Here is a 21,649-nt window from a genome sequence, read left to right on the forward strand (position 1 = left end):
GGTGTAGCTCCAATTGGCAGAGCAGCGGATTCCAAATCCGCGTGTTGGGAGTTCGAATCTCTCCACCCCTGCCATATACGAAGCCTCAGCAGAAATGCTGGGGCTTTTTTGCATCTGTTGCTTCTACGAAGCAATGTTGGGAGCTGGATCGCCAGCCCGGTCTAATCTCTCCACCCCTGCCATATTTAAGGCTCTAGCAGAAATGCTGGTTTTTTTGCATCTGTTGCTTCTACGAAGCAATATTGGGATAACTAGGCGTTCCCCTAGCTCGCCAGCCCGGTCTAATCTCTCCTTCCGTCCATATTTAAGGCTCTAGACTGCGCGTCCCGGCAGAACTTTTTGCTTTATACTTGTTCGATTTTTAGTCGGTAATGCCTACCTTTACTAAAACCTAGCCTTAAAAGTGTAAGTGCTTACTTATCTCAGCCTCTTTTATAAACAGCCAACAGCACAAACCACGCTTCTTTATGAGAATTATTCTCAATATTTTGTTACATTTTGGTCGTTATTACTAAAAGGCAACAAATATGGATATTTCCCGTCGCAAGTTTATTCAATCATCTCTCGCTATATCTGCACTCACTGTACTGCCTGCTTGCTCTATGAAACGGGCGGTTGATGAACAAGGAAAGTATGTTTATGACCTAACGGCAGAGCCTTCAACCGCTGAACTCGTGACGGGGTTTGAGACTAATGTTCTAGGCTTTAATGGTCAGATTCCAGCACCAACGATTCGATGTCGACAGGGTGAAAAGGTTACGATCCGCTTTACGAATAAGCTATCAGAGCCGACGACAATTCATTGGCATGGTTTAAGAATTCCCATCGAAATGGATGGGGTTCCCTTCTTAAGTCAGCCACCGATCATGCCTGGTGAAACATTCATTTATGAATTTACGCCACCAGATGCTGGTACGTTTTGGTATCACCCACATATGAATAGCGTTAAACAGCTTGGTATGGGCTTGGTTGGTCTTATTATCGTAGACGAGAGCATTCCAGTGCAGTTTGATGAAGAGCACGCACTGATGCTTAAACATTGGCATATAGATAAGAAAGGCCAATGGAAAGATCTAATGATCCCACGACTCAGTGCTCGTATGGGTACGCCAGGAGAGTGGAGTAGCGTTAATGGAATACATGAGCCTGTCTATCAGTTAAAACAACATGCAACGACCAGGCTGCGTATCGCTAATGTCGATAATACGATCACTTATCCTATTGCTGTCGAAGGGGCTGAGGCATGGGTGATTGCCATTGATGGTAACCCTGTAAAAACACCTTATAAACTGACTCAACATAAAATAGGCCCAGGGATGCGAGTGGATATTGGATTGATAGCACCCAAAGCAGGTGGGCGAGTGAGCGTCCTTCAAATGAAAGGGCGCTTTCCTTTCTCTTTGTGTGAGTTCGAGGTTGTAGATTCAACCCTTGTTGAGAATCGCTCTCTACCTTCTTTACCCCTTAATCCTGTGCCCAACTTAGATTTGGCTAATGCAGAAGAAATCGACTTTTTATTTGAATGGGAAGGTGCGGTTTCTCCAGTATCTAAAGATGGAAAATCTATGCCTAAGTTTTGGCTAACTAATAAACGTGCATGGGAAGGGATGAGCAAAGATAATATCCCTGAACCGTTGGCGACTTTAGAATTGGGTAAAACCTATATATTCGATCTTAAGAACGTCACTCAATACCATCACCCGATTCATATTCACGGTCATACATTCACTGTATTGGAACTTGATGGGAAGAAAGTTGAAGAGCCTTTCCATACCGATACAGTGTTACTTGGAAAAAACGGTCGAGCTAAAGCCGCATTTGTTGCCGACAACCCTGGCCGCTGGATGTATCACTGTCATGTTATCGAACACATGAAAACGGGTTTGATGGGATATATTGAAGTTAAGTGACACCTGTAACGTTTAATATTTGCGCATGCATTCTTAGTTTCTACCCTCGCTTTTATCGGCGTTAAAGCTAGAATATAGGGATTATTGTTTGGGAGGATTCATGGGTCAGTTATCTATTCTAGGTTTTATCGCCATCGGTGGCGCGTTTGGTGCTTGTTCACGTTACTTGATTTCAGAGTTATGCGTTGTGATGTTGGGACGTGGTTTTCCTTACGGTACGCTGACTGTTAACGTGATTGGCTCTTTGATTATGGGATTGCTCATCGCCGCGTTTGAAAATGAGATGGTTGCGACGGAGCCGTGGAGACAAATTATCGGTCTTGGTTTCCTTGGAGCCCTGACGACATTTTCTACGTTTTCGATGGATAACGTGCTTCTTATGCAGCAGGGCGCGTTTTTCAAGATGGGACTCAATGTACTGCTCAATGTGGTGCTCAGTATTTCAGCCGCATGGATCGGCTTCCAACTTCTGATAAAGTCTTAAAACTTTCTTACGATTTGTTAACAGCTCGGCTTGGTTTATCTAAGCCGTTTTTATATACTCGATCGTACTTGTCGGAGTGCCATATGGCTGAGACCGTTAACTCGGGATCCGTTGAACCTGATCAGGCTAATACCTGCGAAGGGAACAAGAGTAGATATCTAACTAGAATCCTTCTAGAGATCTATCTCCAGATCACAACTGTATTTTCTTGCTGTGATCCCTCTTGTAGCATCTTATCCGTCAAGCATTTTTATCCCTATAAATAATGGCTAAAAGCCAAGGAAAAATGCTATGTCGAGTCGTAAACAAGCAAGACTGGAAGCGAAGAATTTCATTGATTCTTTATCCGTGCAACCTTATCCAAATTCAAAAAAAGCTTACATCCAAGGATCTCGCGAGGACATTCAAGTCCCTGTACGAGAAATATCACTAGCAGATAGCCTTGTTGGTGGTACCAAAAAAGATCCTGTATTCGAACCTAATGCACCAATTCATGTATACGACACTTCTGGTGTTTATACTGACCCTACGCACGAAATTGACCTTTACAGTGGCCTTCCTAAGTTACGAGAGCAATGGATTGAAGAGCGCGGTGATACAGAACTATTAGACGATGTAAGCTCTGTTTATACCAAAGAGCGTTTAGAAGATGAAACTCTAGACGACCTTCGTTACGGTAATCTGCCTAGAATTCGTCGCGCGACTGGCGATCAATGTGTTACTCAGCTGCACTATGCTCGTCAGGGGATTATTACTCCTGAGATGGAGTACATTGCGATACGTGAGAACATGGGACGTCAGAAATTTGCTGATGAGCAGTTGAACCACCAACACCCTGGCCATAACTTTGGCGCAAACCTGCCGAAAGAAATCACCCCTGAGTTCGTGCGTAAAGAAGTCGCTGAAGGCCGAGCTATCATTCCGTCGAACATTAACCATCCTGAATCCGAGCCGATGATTATTGGCCGAAACTTCTTAGTGAAAGTGAACGCCAATATCGGTAACTCTTCAGTAAGTTCTTCGATTGAAGAAGAAGTTGAGAAGTTAGTCTGGTCAACTCGCTGGGGTGGAGATACCGTGATGGACCTTTCTACCGGTCGTAATATTCACGAGACTCGCGAATGGATCCTACGTAATAGCCCAGTACCAATTGGTACAGTTCCAATGTATCAAGCGCTTGAAAAAGTGAATGGCGTTGCAGAAGACCTTAACTGGGAAGTGATGCGCGATACCTTGATTGAACAAGCAGAGCAGGGTGTTGATTACTTTACTATCCACGCAGGCTTATTGCTTCGCTACGTTCCTATGACCGCTAAACGTGTGACTGGTATTGTCTCTCGTGGCGGCTCTATCATCGCTAAATGGTGTCTTGCTCATCACCAAGAAAGCTTCCTTTATACCCACTTCCGTGAGATCTGTGAGATCTGTGCGAAGTACGATGTCGCTCTGTCATTAGGTGACGGTCTACGTCCAGGTTCGATTGCTGATGCCAATGATGAAGCTCAATTCTCCGAATTACGTACTTTGGGTGAGTTGACTAAGGTTGCTTGGGAATACGACGTGCAGGTGATCATTGAAGGCCCTGGACATGTACCAATGCACCTGATTAAAGAGAACATGGACGAGCAGTTAGAGCACTGCCATGAAGCACCGTTCTATACATTAGGTCCATTGACTACCGATATTGCCCCTGGTTATGACCACATTACCTCTGGAATTGGCGCGGCCATGATTGGTTGGTACGGCTGTGCGATGCTCTGTTATGTAACCCCTAAAGAGCATCTAGGCTTACCAAATAAAGAAGATGTAAAGACTGGCCTGATTACTTATAAGCTTGCTGCACACGCTGCAGACTTGGCTAAAGGACATCCGGGCGCACAAATCCGAGATAATGCATTATCTAAAGCTCGTTTTGAATTCCGTTGGGAAGACCAATTTAATCTAGCTTTAGATCCAGAAACTGCGCGTTCTTTCCATGATGAAACCTTACCGCAAGAGTCGGGCAAGGTTGCTCACTTCTGCTCAATGTGTGGTCCTAAATTCTGCTCAATGAAGATCTCTCAAGAAGTTCGAGAGTACGCGAAAGACACTGAACAAGTGGCAGCTGATCAGGCTATCGAGATTAAGATGCTTGATAATCCGTTGGAAGGGATGCGTCAGAAATCACAAGAGTTCCGTGATACTGGCTCTGAACTTTATCACCCTGCAGTAGGTGCAAAAGAAGCTCAATTAGAGGAATAATGACAGTGAAGATTCTTATCCCATCTCAAAATATTGAGCTAACGGGAGAGGTGCAAAGCTGTCTATTGGTTGCTAAGCGACAAGGCTTGGCAACCGATGCAGTTGAGTTGGGTGTAAGCCCAACTCAATGCTTCTCTATCGTTGATGCTCAGCAAGCGTTATCTATTGGTTTTGCTCATGATGTTGATTCATTGGCGGAGTGTCGCTCAAGTGAGCTTGATCATATCGTTGAATACAGTCATTCAGTGGCGCTAGCTGGTGTCCGCGATGCCTTGGCACAAACTCCGAATACCATCTATATCGGTGTCTTAGATGACTCAGCTGCATTGGATATCTGGTCACAACTAGATTCAAATCGTGCTATCAAGAGTGAAACTCCAGCTCATCAGGAGTTAGATAGTCGTGGCCACTTTGCTTGGTTACTTACTTTGTTGGCGTTGGAGTTCTCATTAGAAGATGCACTGGTTTTAGCTCGCGCAGCATCTAATGTTTCACGTGGAACATGGCCAGCAAACTACCAAAGCTTTCCTATTCCCGTTCTCGAAGATGAGCGACTGAATATGAGTGTTGGTTGGGCGCACCAAGGCACATCACTTTCGTTCCCTGAACTGAGTAAGAGTAGCCTAGGACTATACCCAGTGGTAGATGATGTTGAGTGGATCGAAAGGCTGCTCAAGCTTGGAATCAACACAGTTCAACTGCGTATTAAGAACCCACAGCAAGCAGATTTAGAACAACAAATCGCACGATCTATCGATCTCGGTAGCGAGCACAACGCTCAGGTTTTTATCAATGACTATTGGCAATTGGCACTCAAGCATGATGCTTTTGGTGTTCATTTGGGTCAAGAGGACATCGAAGAATCCAACCTATCTCAATTGAGCCAAGCTGGTATTAAGATCGGTCTCTCGACTCATGGCTATTACGAGTTGCTACGTATTGTGCAAATCAACCCAAGCTATATTGCGCTGGGTCATATATTCCCAACCACCACTAAGCAGATGCCATCGAAGCCTCAGGGGCTTGTGCGTTTATCTCTCTATCAGCAGCTGATTGATACTATCCCATATACAGAAGAACTCACTGGTTATCCGACGGTTGCGATTGGTGGAATTGACCAGTCGACGGCTGCACAGGTGTGGAGTTGTGGGGTATCGAGCCTTGCTGTTGTACGTGCGATTACGTTAGCCGAAGACCCAAAACAAGTGATTGAGTTCTTCGAAGCATTAATGGCTGACAGTTCTACAAGTCCTGCTAATGAGGTAACTCAGGAGCTAAGTCATGCTGAGTGATTTCGAATTCATTCGTTATCAACGACAAATCGCACTCCCTGAAGTGGGTGAGCAAGGGCAACGCAATCTATTAGATAGCCATGTGTTGGTCATCGGTTGTGGTGGCTTAGGAAATGCAGCAGCTCTCTATCTTGCTGCTTCCGGTGTCGGAAAAATCGTATTGGTTGATGATGACTGTGTGGATTCGTCTAACCTGCAACGACAGGTAGCGTTCAAGGAAAGTCAGTTAGGTTCACCTAAGGTTGCAGCTCTGAAGCAACAACTGAGTGAGCTTAATGGTCGAAGCCAAGTAAGAATCATCAATAAGCGAATGACTCAAAGCCAACTTGAGCTTGAGGTGATGCTCGCTGATTTGGTGTTGGATTGTACTGACAACTTTGAGTCGCGCCAGCAGGTTAACCAAGCATGTTTTGGCAGCAGTACGCCTTTGATTTCTGGTTCTGCGATCGGCTGGAAAGGTCAGTTTATTGTCTTTGATTATCAGAAGCAGAAAGGGTGCTATCACTGTTTATTCCCGTTCAGTCACCATCCGCAAACGACACGTTGTAGCGATAGCGGCATCACCGGCCCAGTTGTTGGCACCATAGGCAACCTCCAAGCACTGGCTGCGATTCAACGTATTAGCACTGGTGAGTTCCAAGTTGCAACACATCAGCTCAAACTGTTTGATGGTCAGACGATGAACTGGCAAAACTTAAGTGTCACTCAAGATAGTGAATGCCCCGTTTGCTGCACATCTACAGTTAACTATTTAGAAGAAGAAACCCGATGAGCAACATAACGATCTCTATCAATGAGCAACCAGAGCAGGTTGCACAATCGTCGTCTCTAGCGGATATCATCCAAGCGCTTTCACTACCCGATCTAGGCTGTGTATTTGCTATCAATAATGCGGTTGTACCACGCAGTCAATGGCAAAAAACCATCGTCAACGAAGGCGATTCCATCTCTCTTTTCCAAGCTATTGCAGGGGGCTAACCATGTTAACCATCGCAGATAAAACGTTTCAATCACGCCTGTTCACTGGAACCGGCAAGTTCGCAAACAAACATTTGATGGCGAGTGCTATCGAAGCGTCAGGTTCTCAACTGGCAACCATGGCACTGAAGAGAGTCGATATTCGTTCTGAGCAAGATGATATTTTGCAGCCAATTATTGATGCTGGCGTTAATCTACTTCCGAATACCTCTGGTGCGAAGAACGCGAAAGATGCGATTTTTGCCGCACACTTGGCTCGCGAAGCACTCGGTACTAACTGGTTAAAACTTGAGATTCATCCGGACCCAAAGTACTTGATGCCAGACCCAATAGAGACGCTTAACGCTGCTGAACAACTGGTGAAAGATGGCTTTGTTGTATTACCTTATTGCCACGCTGACCCAGTGTTGTGTAAACGATTGGAAGAGGTGGGGTGTGCTGCGGTTATGCCGTTAGGTGCACCGATTGGATCGAACAAAGGTATCGCTTCGGCCGACTTCTTAGAGATCATTATCGACCAAGCGAACGTCCCTGTGATTGTTGACGCTGGTATTGGTGCGCCATCTCATGCTGCTCGTGCAATGGAAATGGGCGCGGATGCCGTGTTAGTGAATACTGCGATTGCGGCTTCTCAACAACCCGTTGATATGGCGATTGCTTTTAAACTGGCAGTTGAAGCTGGCCGTATGGCTTACCTTTCTGGTCTCGCTGGTCAGGTGTCTCACGCGGTTGCTTCTAGTCCGCTAACTTCATTTCTAGACGAGTAGTGTCCCTATGACGTTTGTTGATCGATTTAAACAGCTCAACTGGGATGACATTGGTATGTCTATCTTCAGTAAAACGGCAGCGGATGTTGAGCGCGCTCTGAGTAAACCTAAACGCGACTTGGAAGACTTTAAGGCTTTAATCTCTCCGGCAGCAGAACCTTACTTAGAGCAGATGGCGCAACAATCGTTGGCATTAACACGCAAGCGATTCGGCAATACAATGTCGTTATATATTCCATTGTACCTCTCAAACTTATGTGCAAATGCGTGCACTTATTGTGGTTTCTCAATGGAGAACCGCATTAAGCGTCGCACACTTACTTTGGATGAAATCGATGCTGAAAGTGCCGCTATCAAAAAGATGAAGTTTGATAGTGTACTGTTGGTGACTGGTGAACATGAAACCAAGGTCGGGATGAAGTACTTCCGTGAAGTGCTACCGAATATTAAGGCACAATTTAACTATCTTGCGATGGAAGTGCAGCCGCTTGATCAAGATGACTACGCAGAGCTTAAAACTCTCGGCTTAGATGCGGTGATGGTTTACCAAGAAACCTATAGCCCAAGTACCTACGCGGAACACCACTTGCGTGGCAATAAAATGGATTTTGAATACCGGCTCGAAACGCCCGATCGTTTGGCAAAAGCGGGTATTGATAAGATAGGCATTGGCGCTTTGATTGGCTTGGAAGATTGGCGTACCGACTGCTTCTTCGTGGCCGCTCACTTAGACTATCTTGAGCGCACTTATTGGCAAACACGTTACTCGATTTCATTCCCACGTCTTCGTCCGTGTGAGGGTGGTTTACAGCCTAAATCGATTATGAGTGATAAACAGTTGGTTCAACTTATCTGTGCTTATCGCTTATTAAACCCTGAGGTTGAACTGTCTCTCTCGACTCGTGAGTCTGCAGCTTTCCGCGACAACGTGTTGCCATTGGGAATCACCAGTATGTCTGCTGCGTCTAAAACCCAACCTGGTGGTTATGCTTCAGGTGAAGAAGAGCTCGAACAGTTTGAAATAAGTGACGAGCGAAGTGCTGCCGATGTTGAGTCAATGATTCGTCAACGTGGTTTCGATCCTGTATGGCGAGACTGGCACAGTGCTTACTCTGGATAATGAGCATATAGGTTGATGTTCCACGTGAAACATCGACGAAGTTAAATCGACAAATAAAAACGGCTACCCAAGGGTAGCCGTTTTTCATTTCATCAAGTTTGAATTAGCGCAACATTAAGCGTGCGCAAGTGGAGTGGTTGATTGGCGTAACCATTCCAACGTATCACCTTCAACTAATGGGCTAACATCGTTCCATACTTTCTGGTGGTAATCGTTAAGCCATGCAAGTTCAGGTCGTGTCAGTAGATCGACGTTGATGTTGCGCTTATCGATAGGACAGCGTGTTAGTGATTCAAACGTTAGTACTGAGAAGTCACCTTGAGTTGGCAGCTCAACCACCAGTTCTAGGTTTTCGATACGGATACCAAATTCATCTGCACGGTAGTAACCCGGCTCGTTTGATAACACCATGCCTTCAATAAGAGGTACGTCGATTAGCTTCTTAGAGATGCTTTGAGGACCTTCATGAACACTTAGGAAATGACCAACACCGTGACCAGTACCGTGGTCGTAGTCGAAGCCTTCTGCCCATAAATGCTGGCGAGCTAGGATATCCAGTTGGAAACCACGAGTACCCTGTGGGAAGCGTGCACGCGCGATACCGATATGACCTTTAAGTGCTAGCGTGAACTGCTGGATCATTTCGTCGCTTGGCTGACCAATTGCGATAGTGCGAGTGATGTCGGTTGTGCCGTCTAGGTACTGACCACCTGAATCGACTAGGTACAGAGTATTCATCTCTAACTGACCTGGTTCAGGTTGGTTCTCGTGGTTGTAGTGACACATTGCTGCGTTGCCGCCTGCTGCTGAAATTGTGTCAAAACTTAGGTCCATCAGCGTTGGGTCTTGTTCGCGGAATGATTGAACTTTGTCTGCTAGCACAGCTTCATTGTGCAGATTACCTTGCGCGACTTCTGCATCAATCCAAGATAGGAACTTCGCCATCGCAACACCATCACGAATGTGACACGCTTTCATGCCGGCAATTTCAGTTTCATTCTTTGCTGCTTTTGGCATGAGGCATGGGTCTGCTGCTTCAATGATATGAGCACCAGAGTTTTGTAGAACCAGCGTGTACCAAGCGTTGCTGGTACCTGAATCGACAGATACATTCTTTCCTTCTAAAGATTGAAGTCGGGCTTCAAGCTCTGATGGGTGAGACACACGAATACCATTGCCAACGTGTGCTTCAAAGCCAGTAGGAATACGAGTAGGGTCTAGGAAGAAATCTACGCTTTCATCAGCGTGAATGATCGCGTTGGATAGCACAACAGGTAGGCGAGATACGTCCAAACCACGGATGTTAAGCAACCAACAGATCGAATCGAGTTCCGTAAGGATAGCGGCATCAGCACCTTTGGCTTTTAGTAAGCCAGCAATCTCCGCACGTTTGCTTTCACTTGATTGGCCTACGGCATCTGTTGCCATTAGGCGAACATCAGATACCACCGGCTCAGGACGATCAGACCAAAGCTCATCAATTGGATTCGAAGGTAGCGTTGTTAGTTCAACTTTCTCTGCCAGTTTAGCTTGAGCGCCTTTCAACCAAGCGGCGGTGTGCATGCGTGGGTCGAATGCAACCTTGCTGCCTTGTGCTAGAGAAGTGATGATCCAATCTAAAGCCGGTTCTTCAATAAGGTGGCGATACTCAAATAACTCTGCTGGTACCTGCTTACGAACCTGAACCGTGTAGCGACCATCAACAAAAATAGCAGCGTTCTCACGAGTGATAACCGCCGCACCAGCAGAGCCAGTGAAACCTGTTAACCAGTGAAGTCGCTCGTTATGAGCTGGAACGTATTCACCTAAATATTCGTCTTCGTGTGGAATGATAACGGCATCTAGGTTGTTTGTTTCAAGCCAAGCTCGAACCGCATCAACGCGTTCAGCAGTGATATTGTGCATCTGTGTTTATCCTTATTGTTAGGGTCCTTGTTAACACTCACAGTAGATATACATATGAGGGGACTTATTAGGTCAATAAGCTAGCGCTTTTGTTCGTTTGCTGCAAACGCTGTACGCCATTTTTATCTAAGATGCAGAGTTTTTTCTTTGATGATATCTCGCAACCAAGTTAGCGCTGGGTCATTTTCTCTATCACGGTGCCAAAACAGAGTGTATGCCATCGGCGGGAATTCCATTGGTAAAGGCACAACCACTAAGTCGAGTTGTTTGGCGACAAGGTAAGTAAAGTGGCTTGGTGCGGTAAACACAAAGTCGGTGTAGGTACACAGGCTAGCGGCACTATTAAAGTCCGGTACTGAGATAGCTATATCACGTTGGTGGCCAAGGTCGGCAAGTTTGTAATCGAGCAGCCAACGGTCGTTACCATCACATCTTACTTGTACATGACGCTGGGCGAGGTAGGTTTCTAGATCCCATTTGCCACTCAGAGCAGGGTGGTTGCGTCTTAACACACACATTTGTGCATCGCGATAGATCTCTTGCTCACAGATGTCGTCTGGCGGCAGCATGGTTAAACGTGCATCGTTAATGTCGATGTCTTTGCCGGTGAGTCCAATATCTAGTTCACCAAGCTGTAGTTTCTTAAAGGTTTGCTCGGTCCACGCGTGGGTGTTGATATTGACCTTAGGCGCTTGTCGAAATATTGCCGGTAAGAAGTGCGGAAGAATCAGTGGGTAAACACTCTCAACGGCAGCGATGTGAAAGCTGTGGTCGCTGTTATTGGGGATAAAAGTTTCCGGCTGGGTAAGGACATCTAGTTGGTTGATCAACGTCTCTAAGCGAGGCTTAAGGAAAACCGCTTTTGGAGTTGGTCGCAGGCCATGTGCACTTCGCGTGAAAAGAGGGTCATTAAATTGTTCACGAAGCTTGGCTAGCGATTTACTTACAGCCGATTGACTCAGACACAATCGATGTGCGGTGCGAGTGACGCTTAGCTCTTCCATCAGCACCTGTAAGCAAACCAGTAGGTTTAAGTCGAGGCGTGATAGTTTCTCAATATTCATATGAGTTTCCTATTTGGAATAATGCTAATGAGTATATGCCATTTTTGTTCATATCTTTAGTTGGTTATTATGCACCTAAATTAACTCATTCGGAGAATCTTGTGCCTTCTAACGTGCTTCCAACCCCTAGTAAACTGCAGGTTGCTTTATTGGCAATGTTGGTTCTATTTAGCCCCTTGGCTATTGATATCTATCTACCAGCTCTGCCACAAATTTCGACAGCGTTTCACGTGGAACATGCACTAGCACAAGATACGATTACCTGGTTTTTATTCGCCATGGGTGTCGGGCAATTATTTGCTGGGCCTTTGGCTGATAAGTTAGGACGTCGAACCGTTGCATTGGGAGGTGTTAGTATCTATGCATTGAGTGCTTGCTTGGCGTGGGCAGCTCAATCGATTGATATGATGCTAATGGCTCGGCTGCTACAAGGCTTAGGAGCTTGTGCGACTTCTGTAGCAGCCTTTGCAACGGTTCGCGATCTATTTGGCCCAGAGAAGAGTGGCCGTATGATCAGCTACCTTAATGGTGCAATCTGTTTTATTCCTGCTTTGGCACCCATTCTTGGCGCTTGGTTAACTCATCAATTTGGTTGGCGTTCGAACTTTAGCTTTATGGCAGGCTTCGCTGTCGTTGTTGGCACTATCTTATTTTTCCAAATGAAAGAGTCTAACCCTGCGACAGAAAAGGTTGCGGTGTTCAAGCTTGAGCGATACTGGTCAGTATTGAAAACACCATCATTCCTTTTCCACGCAACCTTGTGTCTGATGGCGATGGCAGTGATTCTCGCTTATGTCACCTCTGCACCGGTTGTGTTGATGGAAAACCTAGGCCTGACCATGAAAGAGTTTACTTTCTGGTTTGGTGTTAATGCGGCCATCAACATTGCAGCTGCGTTTACTGCACCTAAATTTATGGACCGCTTTGGTACCTATAAAGCACTGGTCGTTGGTATCTCAACGCTGGGTTTAGCGGGCGTGATTATGTTAGTGCTTGCAGAACACGCTAGCCCAATTGCATTCATGCTGCCAATCTTCTTGTCTTCAGTGGGTTTTGCTTGGATTCTCGGTGCTGCTGCTGGTAAGGCTCTTGAACCTTTCGGTGACCGTGCGGGCACAGCTGCTGCACTGCTTGGCTTGTTCCAAATGAGTGGCTCAGGGCTGCTTGTTGGTACCATGCAACGCCTTGATTTAACGTCTCAAGTGATGATTGCGCTGCAAATGTTCCTTATTGTTCCTGCGTTGTTAGTGCTTGCGAGCAAAGCAGGCAAGTCGTGGCACACCACGTTTGCTAAGGCGTAAGTCTCAAGGGTGACAAAATATACAAATGGCGGTTTGCGAAACGTTAAAACATGGTATATTTGTCACTCATTGAAACGTTAGTCCCCAACGGAAAATACTGTAATGTCATTAACAACCTACGAAATGGCGCGCGTCTTAGAACAAATGGAAGATGCACCTGAAAAGGTCATGTTTGGTAAACTGCTTAAAGAGCTAGGCAACCAAAGTGAAGAGCGTATTCGCAGTGCGGCAAAACAAGTTCCAATCGATACTTTGCGAGACATCATTTACCAATTTCAGCGTGTGGTAGAGTCTCGTAAGGGTGAGCAGGTTCAGCTACTAGCAAAAGAGCTAGCCGAGCAAGGTATCTCTGCTGAAGAGCTACAAGCTTTTCTGAATAAGTAGTTTATCCCAGTTAAAAAGAAACCACTCAATTGAGTGGTTTTTTGCGTTTTGGGGTATATCAATTTAGTGCGAATGAAAGTTCGTTCTAACCTCTAAACTGTGCTTTCAAAATTCGATCAAGTGAGAATGGCCCAGCGCCCCATACGACAACGATAAGAATCATTAATCCCCACAACTGATGATCATAGAAGCCTTGCGCCCATAACACTGGGTAAGACACAACCGCAATGATATTGAACACGAACAGCACCGCTGCCATAGGTCGTGTTAATAAGCCAAGCGCTAAGAATACCGGCAGAATCAATTCAGCTGCGGTACCCATGTAGGCGGCTAACTCCCAAGGGAGCAATGGCACTTGGTATTCCAACTCAAACAAGTAAAGGGTGCTGTCCCAAGTCGCTATCTTTGTGAGGCCAGAATTAAAGAATACCCACGCCACCCATAGGCGACAAAATAGCAGTAGCACCGGAACAAAGAGTGCTTGTGATTTCTCAATCAAACTGTCGTATTGAGCCATCATGTTTGTGACTGTGTTGTTATCCATATTATGTCTCCAATTCGGCATTGATTGAAAAGCCTGAGATGACGTTAAGCGCCATGACAGTATTCAGATGTTGTAGTAATGAAGGGTCTATCGCTACGAGCGTTTGGCTTGATTGAAATTCGCGAAGTAGCTGATGGCATTGTTCACCCAAGTGGTGACTCTCAATCTGAGAATTCTCGGCTCGTATTAACACCCCAAACTCAGGTTGGTTGATGTCTAAGCCATCGAGTTGTTGCTGATAGATAGCGTGTTCAAGCGCGATAATCGTATAGTTAGAATTAATGAGCGTTATTGAATCTTTGAGATGAAAGACTAAAGCGCCTTGTTGCTCTGGTGGCACATCAGCTAAACCAGCAAGAGGACGTTGGCCGGCTTTTGATTCTGAAACGCATCTCACCAAGCTATCTTTTTTCCATTCATATAAAGCCACTTCACCGAGATAAGGGGCTGCCTCAATAACGGCAGGAAAGGCTTGGATAGTCTGTGCAAAGTGTTCCCCATAACCGCTGACATCACCAGAGGTTGATGGATAACTTAAGACATGTTGACGAGCCATTTGTTGGAAGCACTCTTCGCCGACTAACATCTCGGTGAGTGGATAGGTCGCTGCAAGTACTTCGCTCAAGCTAATCACAAAGTTATTACGGTAAATCTGGATTCGTTGCTCATCAGTAAAATGGTCGCTCACTATGTCGCAATGCTCACCACTGTTTTGGTAGCGTAGGGCGTTCGCAAACTCTGATTGAACATCTGCTAGGGAGTGGCTCATGATGCGCGACTCCTGTGGTTGAACTTGTCGTGTTGATACAAGATATCACTGGCTTTGGTTGCTTCAGCCAATAAGACTTGTGGTTCTGGGATATCTAGATCCCACTCAATCAAGGTATGGCGCAAACCATGTTGTGCAATCCAGTCAGTATAGAGTTGCCACACTTCGTCACAGACAGGTTTACTGTGGGTGTCTATCCAGATCTCGCCTTGTTCGAGTTTCTTCTTAGTGAAACCTGCCAAGTGAATCTCTTCCACTTTGTCTGCCGGTATTCCATTGAGATACTCTTCACAGCTGAAGCCATGATTAAAAGATGAGACAAAAATATTATTGAAATCGAGCAGTAGGCGACACTCGGTGCGCTTCTGTACCTCGGCTAAAAACTCCCACTCTGGGATGGTTGAATGCTTGAAGGCAAGGTAGCTCGATGGGTTCTCAATCAGCATAGGGCGTTGCAGGCTGTCTTGTACCTCGATGACATTGCGACAAAAGACCTCTAGCGCTTCTTCGGTATAAGGCAGCGGTAACAAGTCATTGAAGTAATGACCACCTGTCTGACTCCAACTGAGATGATCAGAAACTAAGAAGGGTTCGATATCATCAATGAGCTCTTTTAATTGCACAAGATGATGTTGGTTGATGCGCTCAACAGAACCTAGCGACAACCCAACACCGTGACAACTGATGTTGTGTGCGTGACGAATTTCTCTGAGTTGTTGGCGTTGCGGTGATTGAGCTAAGAAGTAGTTCTCGCTGTGAACTTCTAACCAACTTACTAAGGCTGGATTTTGGCTAAAGAAGTCCAAGTGCGGTGTTCTAAGGCCAACCCCTGCGTTGGGGTGAAGAGTTTGAGTCACAACGATTCTCCTAACAAGAAGTGGAGGTGAGCTGAATACCAGCTCACCATACTAAGCAGCTCAATTATGATGATTGAGTATTACCACCTGATAATTTGCCACATAGTCCTTTAGGAACGACCACGAATGCATCGGATTGGTTGTCTTCTTTTGCTGTACCCGCACATGAGCTTGTTTTAGTTGCACAATCATTTTGGCCAGCTTTTGCCACGCCGTAGCATTTTTCTTTTGCTGCTGCTTCCGCAGGTGCTGATGTAAGAACTGCACCGCCGAACGCTAGTACACTTGTGATTGCAGCTGTAACAGCAAGATTAGAATTTTTCATAGTCATTCCCTCTAGGACTTAATAGTATTTTGATATCGCAGGTTAATGGATTGTTAACTTGCTTACTAAAAAGGATAGGAACAACCGGGAAATAATTTCACGGTATTATAAAAATTATCAATATTAATGATGTTTTATCTTTTAAGTTACTGAATTTATGATGTTAATTTTTGATTGTTTTTTCTTCTTATTATCCTAAACGCAGCCTAGTGTTTAGGTTATAATCAACTTTTATGTATAAATACCCAGTAGTGAGCATATCCAATGATAGATCCTTCGCTTTTACTCGATGGCCTAAACGATAAACAACGTGAGGCGGTCGCGGCACCTTTAGAAAACCTACTTATTCTGGCAGGTGCAGGCAGTGGTAAAACGCGAGTGTTGGTGCATCGTATCGCTTGGCTGCAAAGTGTAGAGCAAGCATCGCCGTTCTCTATTATGTCGGTTACCTTCACCAACAAAGCGGCAGCAGAAATGCGTGGTCGTATTGAAGAGTTGATGATGGGTAGTTCGTCAGGCATGTGGAACGGCACCTTCCACGGTATTTGTCACCGCATCCTTCGTGCTCACTACCTAGATGCAAAGCTGCCAGAAGATTTCCAGATCATAGATTCTGATGATCAGATTCGTTTGCTACGTCGCTTAATCAAGGCGCAAAACCTTGATGAAAAGCAGTGGCCTGCCAAGCAAGCGTCTTGGTGGATCAATGGCAAGAAAGACGAGGGGTTACGCCCAAGTCACATTGACGCCTACCATGATCCAATAACTCAAACGTGGTTAAAGATCTATTCTGCTTACCAAGAAGCATGTGACCGTGCTGGCTTGGTCGACTTTGCTGAAATATTGTTGAGATCGCATGAGCTATTACGCGATAAGAAACACATCCGAGAGCACTACCAAGCACGCTTTAAGCATATCCTTGTCGACGAATTCCAAGATACCAACAACATCCAATATGCTTGGCTGCGTATGATGGCTGGCCCAGATTGTCGCGTGATGATCGTAGGCGATGATGACCAATCTATCTATGGTTGGCGTGGTGCGAAGATCGAAAATATTCAGAAGTTCTTGGATGAATTCCCAGGTGCTTCGACGGTTCGACTTGAACAAAACTACCGTTCAACCAAAACCATTCTGCAGGCGTCGAACGAGCTTATCTCGAACAACACCGAACGTATGGGTAAAGAGCTGTGGACCGATGGCAACGATGGCGAGCCAATCTCTGTGTACTCGGCTTATAACGAGCTTGATGAAGCGCGTTTCACGGTTAGCAAAATCAAAGAGTGGCAGGAGAAAGGCGGCGCGCTAGAAGATACCGCGATGCTTTATCGTAATAACGCCCAATCTCGTGTTCTTGAAGAAGCTTTGATCCAAGGTGGTCTACCTTACCGAATCTACGGCGGCATGCGATTCTTCGAGCGTCAAGAAATCAGAGACGCCTTGAGCTACATGCGCTTAATGAGCAACCGCAGTAATGATGCGGCGTTTGAACGTGTGGTTAATACGCCAACGCGTGGCTTGGGTGATAAAACGTTAGAAACGATTCGTCTTGCAGCGCGTGATCGTGGTGCAACCATGTGGGAAGCCAGTGTTGCTTTGATAGAAGAGCAAGTGCTACCCGGTCGTGCTGCGGGTGCATTGAGTCGCTTTATCGAGCTGATTAATGCGCTTGAAGATGACACGCTAGAACTTAGCCTGCATGAACAAACCGACCACGTGATTAAATCGTCGGGTCTGTTTGCGATGTACGAGCAAGAGAAGGGCGAAAAGTCGAAGGCACGTATTGAGAACTTGGAAGAATTGGTAACGGCAACGCGTCAGTTTGAAAAGCCAGAAGAAGCGGATGAGATGAGCATGCTTACTGCTTTCTTGACTCATGCAGCGTTAGAGGCGGGTGAAGGTCAGGCTGATGAGTTTGATGACGCGGTTCAATTAATGACTTTGCACAGTGCCAAAGGCCTAGAGTTCCCAATGGTATTCATGGTGGGTGTCGAAGAAGGCATGTTCCCAAGCCAGATGTCTGCTGAAGAAGCGGGGCGTTTAGAAGAAGAACGTCGTCTGTGTTACGTCGGCATGACCCGTGCGATGGAGAAGCTGTACATCACCTACGCTGAAATGCGTCGTTTGTACGGACAAGACAAATACCACAAACCGTCACGCTTTATTCGTGAGCTGCCCGAGACCTGTCTGGATGAAGTACGTATGAAAGCGCAAGTGAGCCGTCCTGCAAGCAGCGGTCGCTTTAGCCAAACTGCCGTGAAAGAGAATTTCAACGAAACAGGCTTTAGCTTGGGATCTCGCGTTAAGCACCCTAAGTTTGGTGAAGGTACCATCATCAACTTCGAGGGAAGTGGCCCGCAAAGCCGAGTTCAAGTCGCGTTTAACGGTGAAGGCATCAAGTGGTTAGTAACGGCTTACGCTCGTTTAGAACAGCTGTAATCTGCTACTTCGGCATTTAAAAACCGTTCAGTATTTAAAAGTAAACCGCATTAAAAACAGAAAGAGCAGCCAATGGCTGCTCTTTTTATTGCTCGGAACCAGTCTAAATAGGTTGAATCGAGCTTAAGGCATTCCTGCCTAGGAAGAAGACTTACAGTGCTGCAAGTGCCGCTTCGTAGTTTGGTTCTTCAGTGATCTCTGCAACCAACTCGCTGTGTGTTACCACACCTTTTTCATCAACAACCACAACTGCACGTGTAGTTAGGCCTGATAGTGGGCCTTCAGCAATCGCTACGCCGTAGTCTGATGCGAACGCAGGAGAACGGAAAGTTGAAGCGTGTTGAACGCCTTCAATACCTTCTAATTCGCAGAAGCGACCCGCAGCAAACGGTAGGTCAGCAGAAATACAAACCACAACCGTGTTTTCAAGCTCAGCCGCTTTTGCGTTGAACGTACGTACGCTCGTTGCACAAGTTGCTGTGTCGATGCTTGGGAAGATGTTTAGAACCACTTTCTTGCCTTCAAGAGAAGCAAGAGTCAGTTCAGAAAGATCGCCTGCAGCAAGTGCAAAGCTTGGTGCTTGTTCGCCAGTTTGTGGGAATGTGCCTGTTAGCGGTACAGCAGCGCCTTTGAAGGTAACGTGTGACATGAATTGTCCTTAGTTTAATTATGGTTATGAAACTAGTTGAGCCTAGTTCGACTTACGTTACTCCGAAGTGGTTAAGAAGTGAATGCTTTAAATGTCAGAATTGTAATCAAAGGTCTTTGATTTATTTGCTGAGAAGGGAATAAATGAAACGGCAGATAAAGAAAAACCCCGAGAGCTTGCGCTCATCGGGGTCTATAGTCTTACTCGCAGCAATCCGGCTACTAAGTGTGCTCCATGCATCAAATCCATGATAGTGTGCTGTTATCCTTCAGCGTATTCCTTTCGTCGCCTTCCTAGCGGTGTCCTTGATCTTATCCTGATCTGCCAACAATCCTCGTTAGCGCGCGTCACTTGTTCCTTGAGCGGTGTCCTTTACATCATCCTGATGTTCAGTCCTTTCCTCGTCCAGAGGTGTCCATTGTCTTTCCTTAGTAGCAACCATCCTAGTTACTATTGCGTCCATTCAATGTCCATTTCGCTATCCATGCCGATTATTCATCCTGAGTAATCGAATCTTCATCCTGAAGATAACCAAGTCCTTGGCGTTTCCTGTTCCGTGTCAGCATCCTTCCGACACCATTCATATTACCGATTCCTTATTTATCAGCAATGATGCACAAGCGAATTTCTATATAATTATTTGAATGATAAACGTACGTATTGTTTATTTTCAGTTGGTTACGATATCTTGGTGCTTAATTTCGCAGTTAAATATCGATATTTACTCACTGCCTTGTGAGAGATCTCGCACAAGACAGGGAGTAAAAAGGGAGTATTTTCTCTTATTGGCCGATAGCCGCACCTTCACGACGAGGGTCTGCAGCGCCTTCTAAGCCATCTTTTGTGATGCGAATCGCGTGTAAACCCGAGTTTAGATCGCGAACGTTGACCTCAAATCCCATCTTTTCTAGCTCAGGTTTGAAGTTTTCCGCCGATGTTCCTTTTTCCAAATCTAAGGTTCCGAAACGGTTTAGGAAGTGCGGTTGGTTGATCGCTTGCTGGATATCCATGTCCCATTGGGTGTGGGCAATAATAGCTTGCGCCACATAACCTATGATACGACTGCCGCCCGGAGAGCCAATCGCCATGTAAGGTTTATCGTCTTGCATGATGATGGTCGGTGCCATAGAAGAGCGCGGACGCTTACCCGGTTCAAGTCGGTTGGCGATAGGTTTGCCATCGTTGTGGGTCTTGAATGAGAAATCCGTCAGTTCATTGTTGAGTAGGAAACCTCTAACCATCAAACGTGAGCCAAAGGCATTCTCAATAGTGGTAGTCATAGATACGACATTGCCATCGCTATCGACGATATTGAAGTGGCTGGTGGACGGCAACTCAATAGAAACATCTTGGTTTCTCTGCATCGCATGATCCCACGGTGGGGTGCCTGAAGGTGCGCTGTCTAATGCCTTACCTGCGGTAATTAACTGAGCACGCTCCTGCAAGTAGTCAGTATTCACTAACCCTTGGGTTGGCATAGGCACATAATCTTGGTCTGCCATGTACATACCACGGTCTGCAAAGGCTAAGCGAGAAGCGTCTGCTAACACTTGCCAAGATTTTGCGTCGTTTGGCCCCCATGACTTGAGGTCAAATTGCTCAGTCATTGCAAGGATTTGTCCGACCGTTAACGCACCAGAGCTTGGTGGTCCCATTCCGCAAATATCGTAGCTTTCATAAGCAGAACAAACCGGTTCGCGTTGCTTGATCGAATAAGCGTCGAAGTCTTTCTGTGCCAATACGCCCGGGTTACCCTTCGCTGTTTGTACTGTGTTAACGATGTCGGCAGAAATATCACCTTGGTAGAAGGCTTTAGCACCATCCTTCGAGATAGCGTTTAACGTTGCCGTGTATTCAGGGTTCTTAAGTTGCGTGCCAGCGGCTTTCGGGCTGCCATCGGCATTGAAGAAGTAGGTTTTAGTTGTCGCAAATCGGCTCAGTCGCTCTTGGTCATTCTCAATCAAGGTGGCTAAACGTGGACTGATGGTGAAACCTTCTTCCGCCAGTTGGGCGATAGGTTTAATCAGTGATGCCCATTCTAGCTTGCCGTATTTCTGGTGAGTGTCCCACAGTAATTGCACCGTGCCCGGCGTGGCAACTGAACGACCGCCAACCACGGCATCATAGAATTTAAGCGGTTGTCCGTTTTCGTCTTGGAATAGACGTGGTGTGGCATCAAGCGGCGCAGTTTCACGGCCATCGTAGGTCTTGAGCTGTTTGTCTTTACCATCAAAATAGACAAGGAACGCGCCGCCACCAATACCTGATGACTGAGGTTCCACTAAGCCAAGCATAAGCTGCACGGCAACCATGGCGTCAATAGCGTTGCCACCACGAGCAAGTACATCAGCACCGGCTTGTGTTGCAAGAGGGTTGGCTGCGGTGACCATCCAATCATTGGCTTTAACGAGTTGTTTGGTTTCTAAACCACTACTTTGTTCGGGTGCGATGGAGTCGGCAGCTTGATTTGCCCAACTGACATGAGAGGCAAAAAGTAGGGTAGAAGTGGCGAGGGTTGTTAGTTTTGTTTTCCACTGCATGATCTTCTCCTTTTAATATGCAGAGCTAGATTGGCAGTGGAAAGATTAGATAGCCAGTACGTTGTTAACGAATTGTAATC

Annotated in this window: 19 protein-coding genes and 1 riboswitch; of the genes, 11 read left to right on the forward strand and 8 right to left on the reverse strand. The window is 46.0% G+C overall.

Annotated elements, in window-relative coordinates:
- The first annotated feature begins 527 nt into the window (after positions 1-527).
- From MSG36_RS23345 to thiH, 8 genes are all read left to right on the forward strand, one after another.
- The gene (locus tag MSG36_RS23345; RefSeq protein ID WP_248369878.1) at positions 528-1,910 is read left to right on the forward strand and encodes a multicopper oxidase family protein; all 1,383 of its coding nucleotides are present in this window, start codon (positions 528-530) and stop codon (positions 1,908-1,910) included.
- A gap of 100 nt (positions 1,911-2,010) precedes the next feature.
- Positions 2,011-2,394 carry a fluoride efflux transporter CrcB gene (gene crcB / locus MSG36_RS23350; RefSeq protein ID WP_004736665.1) on the forward strand — a complete coding sequence of 128 codons (384 nt, stop codon included), beginning with the start codon at positions 2,011-2,013 and terminating at the stop codon, positions 2,392-2,394.
- A 62-nt stretch (positions 2,395-2,456) separates the two neighbouring features.
- Positions 2,457-2,555: riboswitch (TPP riboswitch) on the forward strand.
- 130 nt (positions 2,556-2,685) lie between these two features.
- Positions 2,686-4,635 (forward strand): phosphomethylpyrimidine synthase ThiC, encoded by a 1,950-nt coding sequence (gene thiC, locus MSG36_RS23355; protein WP_248369880.1) that lies wholly within the window; start codon positions 2,686-2,688, stop codon positions 4,633-4,635.
- Positions 4,635-5,927: a thiamine phosphate synthase gene (locus tag MSG36_RS23360; protein ID WP_248369882.1), complete on the forward strand. Its 1,293-nt coding sequence runs from the start codon at positions 4,635-4,637 to the stop codon at positions 5,925-5,927. The genes thiC and MSG36_RS23360 overlap by 1 nt, the downstream gene beginning before the upstream one ends.
- The gene (locus MSG36_RS23365) at positions 5,917-6,699 is read left to right on the forward strand and encodes a HesA/MoeB/ThiF family protein (RefSeq protein ID WP_248369884.1); all 783 of its coding nucleotides are present in this window, start codon (positions 5,917-5,919) and stop codon (positions 6,697-6,699) included. The genes MSG36_RS23360 and MSG36_RS23365 overlap by 11 nt, the downstream gene beginning before the upstream one ends.
- A complete protein-coding gene (thiS, locus tag MSG36_RS23370) occupies positions 6,696-6,905 on the forward strand; it encodes a sulfur carrier protein ThiS (RefSeq protein ID WP_248369886.1) in 210 nt (69 codons plus the stop codon). Before MSG36_RS23365 ends, thiS begins: the two co-directional genes overlap by 4 nt.
- A gap of 2 nt (positions 6,906-6,907) precedes the next feature.
- A complete protein-coding gene (locus MSG36_RS23375; protein WP_248369888.1) occupies positions 6,908-7,672 on the forward strand; it encodes a thiazole synthase in 765 nt (254 codons plus the stop codon).
- Between the two features lie 7 nt (positions 7,673-7,679).
- On the forward strand, positions 7,680-8,792 hold the full coding sequence (thiH, locus tag MSG36_RS23380) for a 2-iminoacetate synthase ThiH (RefSeq protein WP_050652820.1): 1,113 nt from the start codon (positions 7,680-7,682) through the stop codon (positions 8,790-8,792).
- A 114-nt stretch (positions 8,793-8,906) separates the two neighbouring features.
- On the opposite strand, the gene MSG36_RS23385 is transcribed toward thiH, so the two are convergent.
- Entirely contained in the window at positions 8,907-10,697 is a 1,791-nt protein-coding gene (locus MSG36_RS23385; RefSeq protein ID WP_248369890.1) for an aminopeptidase P family protein, read from the reverse strand.
- 122 nt (positions 10,698-10,819) lie between these two features.
- Complete coding sequence (locus tag MSG36_RS23390) at positions 10,820-11,761, reverse strand: LysR family transcriptional regulator (RefSeq protein ID WP_012605070.1); 942 nt, start codon at positions 11,759-11,761, stop codon at positions 10,820-10,822.
- 101 nt (positions 11,762-11,862) lie between these two features.
- On the opposite strand from MSG36_RS23390, the gene MSG36_RS23395 reads away from it, so the two are divergent.
- Positions 11,863-13,062 (forward strand): multidrug effflux MFS transporter, encoded by a 1,200-nt coding sequence (locus MSG36_RS23395; protein WP_193840009.1) that lies wholly within the window; start codon positions 11,863-11,865, stop codon positions 13,060-13,062.
- A gap of 102 nt (positions 13,063-13,164) precedes the next feature.
- Entirely contained in the window at positions 13,165-13,446 is a 282-nt protein-coding gene (locus tag MSG36_RS23400) for a hypothetical protein (RefSeq protein WP_009848181.1), read from the forward strand.
- A gap of 85 nt (positions 13,447-13,531) precedes the next feature.
- On the opposite strand, the gene MSG36_RS23405 is transcribed toward MSG36_RS23400, so the two are convergent.
- From MSG36_RS23405 to MSG36_RS23420, 4 genes are all read right to left on the reverse strand, one after another.
- Positions 13,532-13,990 carry a DoxX family protein gene (locus MSG36_RS23405; RefSeq protein WP_009848182.1) on the reverse strand — a complete coding sequence of 153 codons (459 nt, stop codon included), beginning with the start codon at positions 13,988-13,990 and terminating at the stop codon, positions 13,532-13,534.
- Position 13,991: 1 nt separating this feature from the next.
- Positions 13,992-14,759 (reverse strand): DNA-binding domain-containing protein, encoded by a 768-nt coding sequence (locus MSG36_RS23410; RefSeq protein WP_248369892.1) that lies wholly within the window; start codon positions 14,757-14,759, stop codon positions 13,992-13,994.
- Positions 14,756-15,616 (reverse strand): DUF692 domain-containing protein, encoded by an 861-nt coding sequence (locus MSG36_RS23415; RefSeq protein WP_172380882.1) that lies wholly within the window; start codon positions 15,614-15,616, stop codon positions 14,756-14,758. Before MSG36_RS23415 ends, MSG36_RS23410 begins: the two co-directional genes overlap by 4 nt.
- 64 nt (positions 15,617-15,680) lie before the next feature.
- Positions 15,681-15,941, reverse strand: a complete 261-nt coding sequence (locus MSG36_RS23420) for a DUF2282 domain-containing protein (RefSeq protein ID WP_004736650.1) — start codon at positions 15,939-15,941, stop codon at positions 15,681-15,683.
- 264 nt (positions 15,942-16,205) lie between these two features.
- Between MSG36_RS23420 and uvrD the strand changes: the two genes are divergently transcribed.
- Positions 16,206-18,380, forward strand: a complete 2,175-nt coding sequence (uvrD, locus tag MSG36_RS23425) for a DNA helicase II (protein ID WP_017061325.1) — start codon at positions 16,206-16,208, stop codon at positions 18,378-18,380.
- A gap of 151 nt (positions 18,381-18,531) precedes the next feature.
- On the opposite strand, the gene tpx is transcribed toward uvrD, so the two are convergent.
- Both tpx and ggt read right to left on the reverse strand, forming a co-directional pair.
- On the reverse strand, positions 18,532-19,029 hold the full coding sequence (gene tpx, locus MSG36_RS23430; protein WP_048613238.1) for a thiol peroxidase: 498 nt from the start codon (positions 19,027-19,029) through the stop codon (positions 18,532-18,534).
- A gap of 782 nt (positions 19,030-19,811) precedes the next feature.
- Positions 19,812-21,569 (reverse strand): gamma-glutamyltransferase, encoded by a 1,758-nt coding sequence (gene ggt / locus MSG36_RS23435; protein WP_248369894.1) that lies wholly within the window; start codon positions 21,567-21,569, stop codon positions 19,812-19,814.
- Positions 21,570-21,649: the final 80 nt, after the last annotated feature.

The sequence above is a fragment of the Vibrio sp. 1CM8B genome, assembly GCF_023161685.1.
Lineage (GTDB): Bacteria > Pseudomonadota > Gammaproteobacteria > Enterobacterales > Vibrionaceae > Vibrio > Vibrio coralliirubri.

What these genes read in the sequence shown, in the direction of transcription:
- MSG36_RS23345 (WP_248369878.1), top strand. Translation starts at nt 528, where the DNA reads ATGGATATTTCCCGTCGCAAGTTTATTCAATCATCTCTCGCTATATCT.
- crcB (WP_004736665.1), top strand. Translation starts at nt 2,011, where the DNA reads ATGGGTCAGTTATCTATTCTAGGTTTTATCGCCATCGGTGGCGCGTTT.
- thiC (WP_248369880.1), top strand. Translation starts at nt 2,686, where the DNA reads ATGTCGAGTCGTAAACAAGCAAGACTGGAAGCGAAGAATTTCATTGAT.
- MSG36_RS23360 (WP_248369882.1), top strand. Translation starts at nt 4,635, where the DNA reads ATGACAGTGAAGATTCTTATCCCATCTCAAAATATTGAGCTAACGGGA.
- MSG36_RS23365 (WP_248369884.1), top strand. Translation starts at nt 5,917, where the DNA reads ATGCTGAGTGATTTCGAATTCATTCGTTATCAACGACAAATCGCACTC.
- thiS (WP_248369886.1), top strand. Translation starts at nt 6,696, where the DNA reads ATGAGCAACATAACGATCTCTATCAATGAGCAACCAGAGCAGGTTGCA.
- MSG36_RS23375 (WP_248369888.1), top strand. Translation starts at nt 6,908, where the DNA reads ATGTTAACCATCGCAGATAAAACGTTTCAATCACGCCTGTTCACTGGA.
- thiH (WP_050652820.1), top strand. Translation starts at nt 7,680, where the DNA reads ATGACGTTTGTTGATCGATTTAAACAGCTCAACTGGGATGACATTGGT.
- MSG36_RS23385 (WP_248369890.1), bottom strand. Translation starts at nt 10,697, where the DNA reads ATGCACAATATCACTGCTGAACGCGTTGATGCGGTTCGAGCTTGGCTT.
- MSG36_RS23390 (WP_012605070.1), bottom strand. Translation starts at nt 11,761, where the DNA reads ATGAATATTGAGAAACTATCACGCCTCGACTTAAACCTACTGGTTTGC.
- MSG36_RS23400 (WP_009848181.1), top strand. Translation starts at nt 13,165, where the DNA reads ATGTCATTAACAACCTACGAAATGGCGCGCGTCTTAGAACAAATGGAA.
- MSG36_RS23405 (WP_009848182.1), bottom strand. Translation starts at nt 13,990, where the DNA reads ATGGATAACAACACAGTCACAAACATGATGGCTCAATACGACAGTTTG.
- MSG36_RS23410 (WP_248369892.1), bottom strand. Translation starts at nt 14,759, where the DNA reads ATGAGCCACTCCCTAGCAGATGTTCAATCAGAGTTTGCGAACGCCCTA.
- MSG36_RS23420 (WP_004736650.1), bottom strand. Translation starts at nt 15,941, where the DNA reads ATGAAAAATTCTAATCTTGCTGTTACAGCTGCAATCACAAGTGTACTA.
- uvrD (WP_017061325.1), top strand. Translation starts at nt 16,206, where the DNA reads ATGATAGATCCTTCGCTTTTACTCGATGGCCTAAACGATAAACAACGT.
- tpx (WP_048613238.1), bottom strand. Translation starts at nt 19,029, where the DNA reads ATGTCACACGTTACCTTCAAAGGCGCTGCTGTACCGCTAACAGGCACA.
- ggt (WP_248369894.1), bottom strand. Translation starts at nt 21,569, where the DNA reads ATGCAGTGGAAAACAAAACTAACAACCCTCGCCACTTCTACCCTACTT.